The following is a 6,220-nucleotide window of genomic DNA, read 5'->3' as shown; positions in this document are numbered from 1 at the left end:
GGGGCGGGGGGGGCGCCCCCCCCCGCGGGGGGGGGGGGGGGGGGGGGCCCCCCCCCCCGCACGGCGCCGTGCCTACTTGGCCTCGGCCTTGAGCAGCTCGGCGAGCTCCTCGTCGGACTCGCGGCCCGGCGTCGGGAGGTTGAACTTCGTGATCGCGAAGCGGAAGACCACGTAGTAGACCGCCGCGAAGCACAGGCCCACGACCGCCAGCCCCAGCGGGTTGGTGGCCTTGCCCAGGTTCAGCAGGTAGTCGATGGCGCCGGCGGAGAAGCCGAAGCCGTCCTTCATGCCGAGACCCCACGTCAGGGCCATGGAGACACCGGTGAGCACCGCGTGGATCGCGTACAGGACCGGGGCGATGAACATGAACGTGAACTCGATCGGCTCGGTCACACCGGTGACGAAGGAGGTCAGCGCGAGGGAGAACATCATGCCGCCGACGACCTTGCGGCGCTCGGGGCGGGCGCAGTGCACGATCGCGAGGCAGGCGGCCGGGAGGGCGAACATCATGATCGGGAAGAAGCCGGTCATGAACTGTCCGGCGCTCGGGTCACCGGCCAGGAAGCGGGAGATGTCGCCGCTCTTGCCGTTGTACTCGCCGGCCTGGAACCACGGGAAGGAGTTCAGCAGGTGGTGCATGCCGACCGGGATCAGCGCACGGTTGGCGACACCGAAGATGCCCGCGCCGACGGCGCCGGAGCCGACCAGCCACTCACCGAAGTTGTGCAGGCCCGTGCCGAGGACCGGCCAGATCAGGCCGAACACGATGCCGATGACGAGACCCGCGAAGGCCGAGAGGATCGGGACCAGGCGGCGGCCACCGAAGAAGCCCGCCCACTCGGGCAGCTTGGTCCGGTAGAACTTCTGGTAGATCAGGGCGACCACGATGCCCATGACGACACCGCCGAGCACCTTGGCGTCGACCGGCGCGTCGACCATGACGACCTTGCCGTCGACCGCCTTGGCGAGCTTCGGCAGGTTCGAGTCGGTGAACGTGGCGAGCACGTTCTTGAAGACCAGGTAACCGGTCACCGCGGCGAGCGCGGTCGAACCGTCGGACTTCTTGGCGAAGCCGATCGCGATGCCGACGGCGAAGAGCAGCGCCATGTTGTCGAGGATCGCGCCACCGCCGGCGGACATGTATCCGGCTATCTTGGTCAGGAACGTCGGCAGCGAGGGGTCGCCGAGCATGTCCTTGTCGCCGAGGCGGACGAGCAGCGCGGCGGCCGGGAGCACCGCAACGGGGAGCATGAGGCTCCGGCCGATGCGCTGCATGACGGCCATCACGCCCGCGCCCTTCTTCTTTTCCGCAGCGGTGGCTGTGGACATGAGGTTCCTCCAGAAGGCAAGGCGCCGCCCAGCGAGTGCAACGGGGGATGGCGGCGTCTCAAAATGGGGGTACGCGAGCTCCGGACCGGGCTTGCGTGGTCTACACCAATGGGTGGTGTAGACCAGTTGTAGCATGGTCGGGGATAGATAAGGAACCTTCGATTTCCTGTGGTCTACGCCACACATGCGGAAGGCCCCCGGATCCGTTGATCCGGGGGCCTCGCGCGGTACGGGTCCGTTACGCCTTCGTGTTGTCCGCCTCCATCGCCGCGATCTCCTCGTCCGATTCGCGCCCGGGGGTGGGGATGTTGAATTTGGTGATCGCGAAGCGGAAGACGGCGTAGTAGACGATCGCGAAGACCAGCCCGATCGGGATGATCAGCCAGGGCTTGGTCGCCAGGCTCCAGTTGATGACGTAGTCGATCAGGCCCGCCGAGAAGCTGAAGCCGTCGTGCACGCCGAACGCCCACGTCACCGCCATCGACACGCCCGTCAGCACCGCGTGGACCGCGTACAGCGCCGGCGCCACGAAGAGGAACGAGTACTCCAGCGGCTCGGTGATGCCCGTGACGAACGAGGTCAGGGCGACCGACAGCATCAGGCCGCCCACCTCCTTGCGCCGCTGCGGCTTGGCGCAGTGCGTGATCGCCAGCGCCGCCCCCGGCAGTGCGAACATCATGATCGGGAAGAAGCCGGAGAGGAACATGCCGGCGCTCGGGTCGCCGTTCAGGAACATCGGGATGTCGCCGTGCACCGTCGTCCCGTCCGGCGTGGTGTAGCTGCCGAACTGGAACCACACCGGCACGTTCAGGAACTGGTGCAGCCCGATCACCAGCAGCGCCCGGTTCGCGAGGCCGAAGATGCCGGCGCCCCAGGAGCCCAGGCCCACCATCCAGTCGGAGAAGCTCTCCAGCGCGCTGCCGATCGGCGGCCAGATCAGCAGGCAGAGCACGGCGAACCCGATCGCGACGAACGTCATGATGATCGGGACCAGGCGGCGGCCGTTGAAGAAGCCGAGCCAGTCCACCAGCTTCACCCGGTGGTAGCGCTGCCAGAACCAGGCGGACAGCAGGCCCATCACGATGCCGCCGAACACCCCCGGGTTCTGGAAGGTGTACTCGGCGAAGGTGAAGTCCGGGCCCAGGCAGCCGCCCCCGATGTCCCTCGTTCCCGCCGGGCAGGCGTCGGGGAAGACGCGCAGGACGCTGTGGTAGACGAGGAAGCCGACCACCGCCGCCAGGGCCGTCGACCCGTCCGCCTTCTTGGCCATCCCGATCGCGACGCCGATGCAGAAGAGGATGGGCAGGCCCAGGTCGGCGTTGAGCAGCGCGCCGCCGGCGGCCGCCATCACCTTGGCGACGTTGGTCCAGTCCAGGCCGTCCTTGCCGAAGACGTCGGGCTGGCCCAGCCGGTTGAGGATGCCCGCCGCGGGCAGCACCGCGATCGGCAGCTGGAGGCTGCGGCCCATCTTCTGCAGCCCCTGGAACAGGCCGTTCCACCACTTCGGCTGCGGTGTGGCAGCGGCGCTGCTCGCACTCATCGGCGTCCTCCCTGAACGGCCCGTTTTGGCAGGGGCAGCACGTGCGGCACACTGGTGTAGACCAGTTACGGGGCAGGCTGCTGCTGATCGTCATGATTCGGCAGACCCCGGTCATGCGCTCGCGTAGATGGGCCAACCGTGCGTTACCGTGACGAAGCGGACCGCGCAGGTCGTTCTTCGTAGAACTCAGGGAGAAAACATGGCCACCAAGGCTGAGAAGATCGTCGCCGGGCTCGGCGGCATCGAGAACATCGAAGAGGTCGAGGGCTGCATCACCCGCCTGCGCACCGAGGTCATCAACCCCGACCTCGTCGACGAGGTCGCCCTGAAGGCCGCCGGCGCCCACGGCGTCGTCAAGATGGGCACCGCGGTCCAGGTCGTCATCGGCACCGACGCCGACCCGATCGCCGCCGACATCGAAGACATGATGTGAGCTGAACTCCCGCTCGAACCTCCGCCAGACCCCGTACCGGACCCACCCGGACGGGGTCTTCGCGTACCCGGCTCCCGCCCACCCGGCCACCGACTAGGCTCGGGCGCATGTCTCGCATCGACGGCCGCACGCCCGAACAGCTCCGCCCGGTCACCATCGAACGGGGATGGAGCAAGCACGCCGAGGGCTCCGTCCTCATCTCCTTCGGCGACACCAAGGTCTTCTGCACCGCCTCCTTCACCGAAGGCGTCCCGCGCTGGCGCAAGGGCAGTGGCGAAGGCTGGGTCACCTCCGAGTACTCGATGCTGCCCCGCTCCACCAACACCCGCGGCGACCGCGAATCCGTACGCGGCAAGATCGGCGGCCGCACCCACGAGATCTCCCGCCTCATCGGCCGCTCCCTGCGCGCCGTCATCGACTACAAGGCGCTGGGCGAGAACACCATCGTCCTGGACTGCGACGTCCTCCAGGCCGACGGCGGCACCCGCACCGCCGCCATCACCGGCGCCTACGTGGCCCTGGCCGACGCCGTCGCCTGGGGCCAGCAGAAGAAGCTGATCAAGGCCGGCCGCAAGCCGCTCACCGGCACCGTCGCCGCCGTCAGCGTCGGCATCGTGGACGGGGTCCCGCTGCTCGACCTCTGCTACGAGGAGGACGTGCGCGCCGAGACCGACATGAACGTCGTCTGCACCGGCGACGGCCGCTTCGTCGAGGTCCAGGGCACCGCCGAGGGCGAGCCGTTCGACCGCAAGGAGCTGGGCGCCCTCCTGGACCTGGCCGCCGGCGGCTGCGCCGACCTGGAGGCCATCCAGCTGGGCGCGCTCCAGCTCTAGTCGACGGGGCTTCAGGCCGCGAGGCCGACCGACAGAACCGCAGGGGCCGCCGGTGCGTCCCCCTGGGTACGGGCGCACGGTGTCAAACCCGTGCGCCCGTCCTCGTATCCGTGTATCCGTACGTCCGTACATCCGTGTCGATCACTGGGAGATCCGAACATGAACCCGAAGCACCGCATAGCGGCGGTCGTGCTCGCAGCGGCTCTCGCCGTCCCGGCGCTGACGTCCTGTGACGCGATCTCGACGGCGATGGACTGCGCGAACACGGCCGTGGCCATCACCGACGGGGCCAACGACCTCCAGCAGGCCGTCTCCCAGGCCGGCAACAGCCCGCAGGACGCCCAGAACGCGCTGAACCAGATCGAGGCGAACCTCAAGAAGGTCGGCGACCAGACGGACAACGCCGATCTGAGCAAGGCCGTCTCCTCGATGACCACCGCGGTCAAGAACGTCCGCACGTCCATCGAGAACGGCAACACCACCCCCGACATCCAGCCGGTCGCCGACGCGGCGAAGGAACTGTCGAAGGTCTGCACGCCGGGCTGAGCCGCCACCCGCTCGGAGGGGACCGGATAATGGGCGTCATGACCAGCCGCCTGATCCTCGCCACCCGCAACGCGGGCAAAATCGCCGAGCTCCACGCCATCCTGTCCGACGCCGGCCTGCCGTACGAGCTGGTCGGCGCGGACGCGTACCCGCAGGTCCCGGACGTCAAGGAGACCGGCATCTCCTTCGCCGAGAACGCCCTCCTCAAGGCGCACGCCCTGGCCCAGGCCACCGGCCTGCCGGCGATCGCCGACGACTCGGGCCTGTGCGTGGACGTCCTGAACGGCGCGCCCGGCATCTTCTCGGCGCGGTGGGCGGGCAAGCACGGTGACGACCGGGCCAACCTGGACCTGCTGCTGGCCCAGCTCGGGGACATCGCCGACGAGCACCGCGGAGCCCACTTCGCGTGCGCGGCGGCCCTCGCCCTCCCGGACGGCACCGAACGCGTCGTGGAGGGCCGCCTCCTGGGCACCCTGCGCCACGCCCCGGCGGGCACGGGCGGCTTCGGCTACGACCCGATCCTCCAGGTCGAGGGCGACACCCGCACGTGCGCGGAACTCTCCGCGGCGGAGAAGAACGCCATCTCCCACCGGGGCCAGGCCTTCCGGGCCCTGATCCCCTTCATCCGCGCCCTGGTCGCCTGAGGGCCGGAAACGGCGAAGGCCCCGCACGCGAGCAGCGCGTGCGGGGCCTTCGTCCAGGTGCGGCCGGAGGGACTCGAACCCTCAAGGGATTTCTCCCACAACTACCTAAAAGTTGCGTGTAGGCCAATTCCACCACGGCCGCATATATCCCACCAACTCGGACATTGCGTCAGGCTGGCTGCGGTCAGTCTACGACTGCCGGGGTCTGGAGGTCGACATCATTGCGCCCACGACCGCACCGGCACCATGTGGTGGTGATGGCGTGGCAGTTGGGACACGAGAGAGCCGCAGCTTCTCGCGACGGTCGTCGCGCCGGTCCCCGTTGACGTGGTCCACCTCCAGCGTCCCCTCCGCTCCGGACCCGTACCGCACCGGTCGCAGCGCTCGGGGACGCCGGGACGCCCGCCTCCTGGTGGGGCGCGTCAGATGCCGAGATCCTTGATGATCTTGGCTACGTGGCCCGTGGCCTTGACGTTGTAGAAGGCGCGCTCGACCTTGCCCTCTTCGTCCACGATCACCGTGGAGCGGATGACGCCGGTCACCGTCTTGCCGTACAGCTTCTTCTCGCCGTACGCACCGTACGACTCCAGGACCTGCTTCTCCGGGTCGCCGACCAGGGTGACCTTCAGGTGCTCCTTCTCGCGGAACTTCGCCAGCTTCTCCGGCTTGTCCGGCGACACGCCGATCACGTCGTAGCCGGCCTCGGCCAGCACCGACAGGTTGTCCGTGAAATCGCAGGCCTGCTTCGTGCAGCCCGGGGTCAGCGCCGCGGGGTAGAAGTACACGATCACCTTGCGGCCGATGTGGTCGGCGAGCGAGACCTCGTTGCCGTCCGCGTCGGGCAGGGTGAAGGCGGGGGCGGTGTCGCCCGGCTGGAGTCGCTCGCTCATGTCAA

Annotated in this window: 7 protein-coding genes, 1 tRNA gene and 1 pseudogene; 4 read left to right on the top strand and 5 right to left on the bottom strand. The window is 68.7% G+C overall.

From position 1 onward, the window contains the following. Positions 1-72: 72 nt before the first annotated feature. Complete coding sequence (locus tag AB0M92_RS10300; RefSeq protein ID WP_366101649.1) at positions 73-1,329, bottom strand: PTS transporter subunit EIIC; 1,257 nt, start codon at positions 1,327-1,329, stop codon at positions 73-75. 238 nt (positions 1,330-1,567) lie between these two features. Next, the gene (locus AB0M92_RS10295) at positions 1,568-2,869 is read right to left on the bottom strand and encodes a PTS transporter subunit EIIC (protein ID WP_366101648.1); all 1,302 of its coding nucleotides are present in this window, start codon (positions 2,867-2,869) and stop codon (positions 1,568-1,570) included. Positions 2,870-2,996: 127 nt separating this feature from the next. Between AB0M92_RS10295 and AB0M92_RS10290 the strand changes: the two genes are divergently transcribed. The 4 genes from AB0M92_RS10290 (at position 2,997) to rdgB (ending at position 5,325) form a co-directional block, all read left to right on the top strand. Next, positions 2,997-3,302: a PTS glucose/sucrose transporter subunit IIB gene (locus AB0M92_RS10290; RefSeq protein ID WP_366101646.1), complete on the top strand. Its 306-nt coding sequence runs from the start codon at positions 2,997-2,999 to the stop codon at positions 3,300-3,302. 107 nt (positions 3,303-3,409) lie between these two features. Then, positions 3,410-4,135 carry a ribonuclease PH gene (gene rph / locus AB0M92_RS10285; RefSeq protein ID WP_366101645.1) on the top strand — a complete coding sequence of 242 codons (726 nt, stop codon included), beginning with the start codon at positions 3,410-3,412 and terminating at the stop codon, positions 4,133-4,135. Between the two features lie 159 nt (positions 4,136-4,294). Beyond that, a complete protein-coding gene (locus tag AB0M92_RS10280) occupies positions 4,295-4,681 on the top strand; it encodes a hypothetical protein (RefSeq protein WP_366101644.1) in 387 nt (128 codons plus the stop codon). A 38-nt stretch (positions 4,682-4,719) separates the two neighbouring features. Then, complete coding sequence (gene rdgB / locus AB0M92_RS10275; RefSeq protein ID WP_366101643.1) at positions 4,720-5,325, top strand: RdgB/HAM1 family non-canonical purine NTP pyrophosphatase; 606 nt, start codon at positions 4,720-4,722, stop codon at positions 5,323-5,325. Between the two features lie 58 nt (positions 5,326-5,383). Here the strand turns inward: rdgB and AB0M92_RS10270 are convergent. The 3 genes and pseudogenes from AB0M92_RS10270 to bcp form a co-directional block, all read right to left on the bottom strand. After that, positions 5,384-5,467 (bottom strand) — tRNA-Leu (locus AB0M92_RS10270). A gap of 42 nt (positions 5,468-5,509) precedes the next feature. After that, positions 5,510-5,720 (bottom strand): annotated as a pseudogene (locus tag AB0M92_RS10265) (hypothetical protein); the annotation flags it as partial. Between the two features lie 27 nt (positions 5,721-5,747). Next, a complete protein-coding gene (bcp, locus tag AB0M92_RS10260) occupies positions 5,748-6,215 on the bottom strand; it encodes a thioredoxin-dependent thiol peroxidase (protein WP_366101642.1) in 468 nt (155 codons plus the stop codon). Positions 6,216-6,220: the final 5 nt, after the last annotated feature.

Origin of the sequence: Streptomyces sp. NPDC051582 (genome assembly GCF_040681715.1) — a bacterium.
Taxonomy (GTDB): domain Bacteria; phylum Actinomycetota; class Actinomycetes; order Streptomycetales; family Streptomycetaceae; genus Streptomyces.
This window is presented reverse-complemented; position numbering and strand designations above follow the sequence as displayed.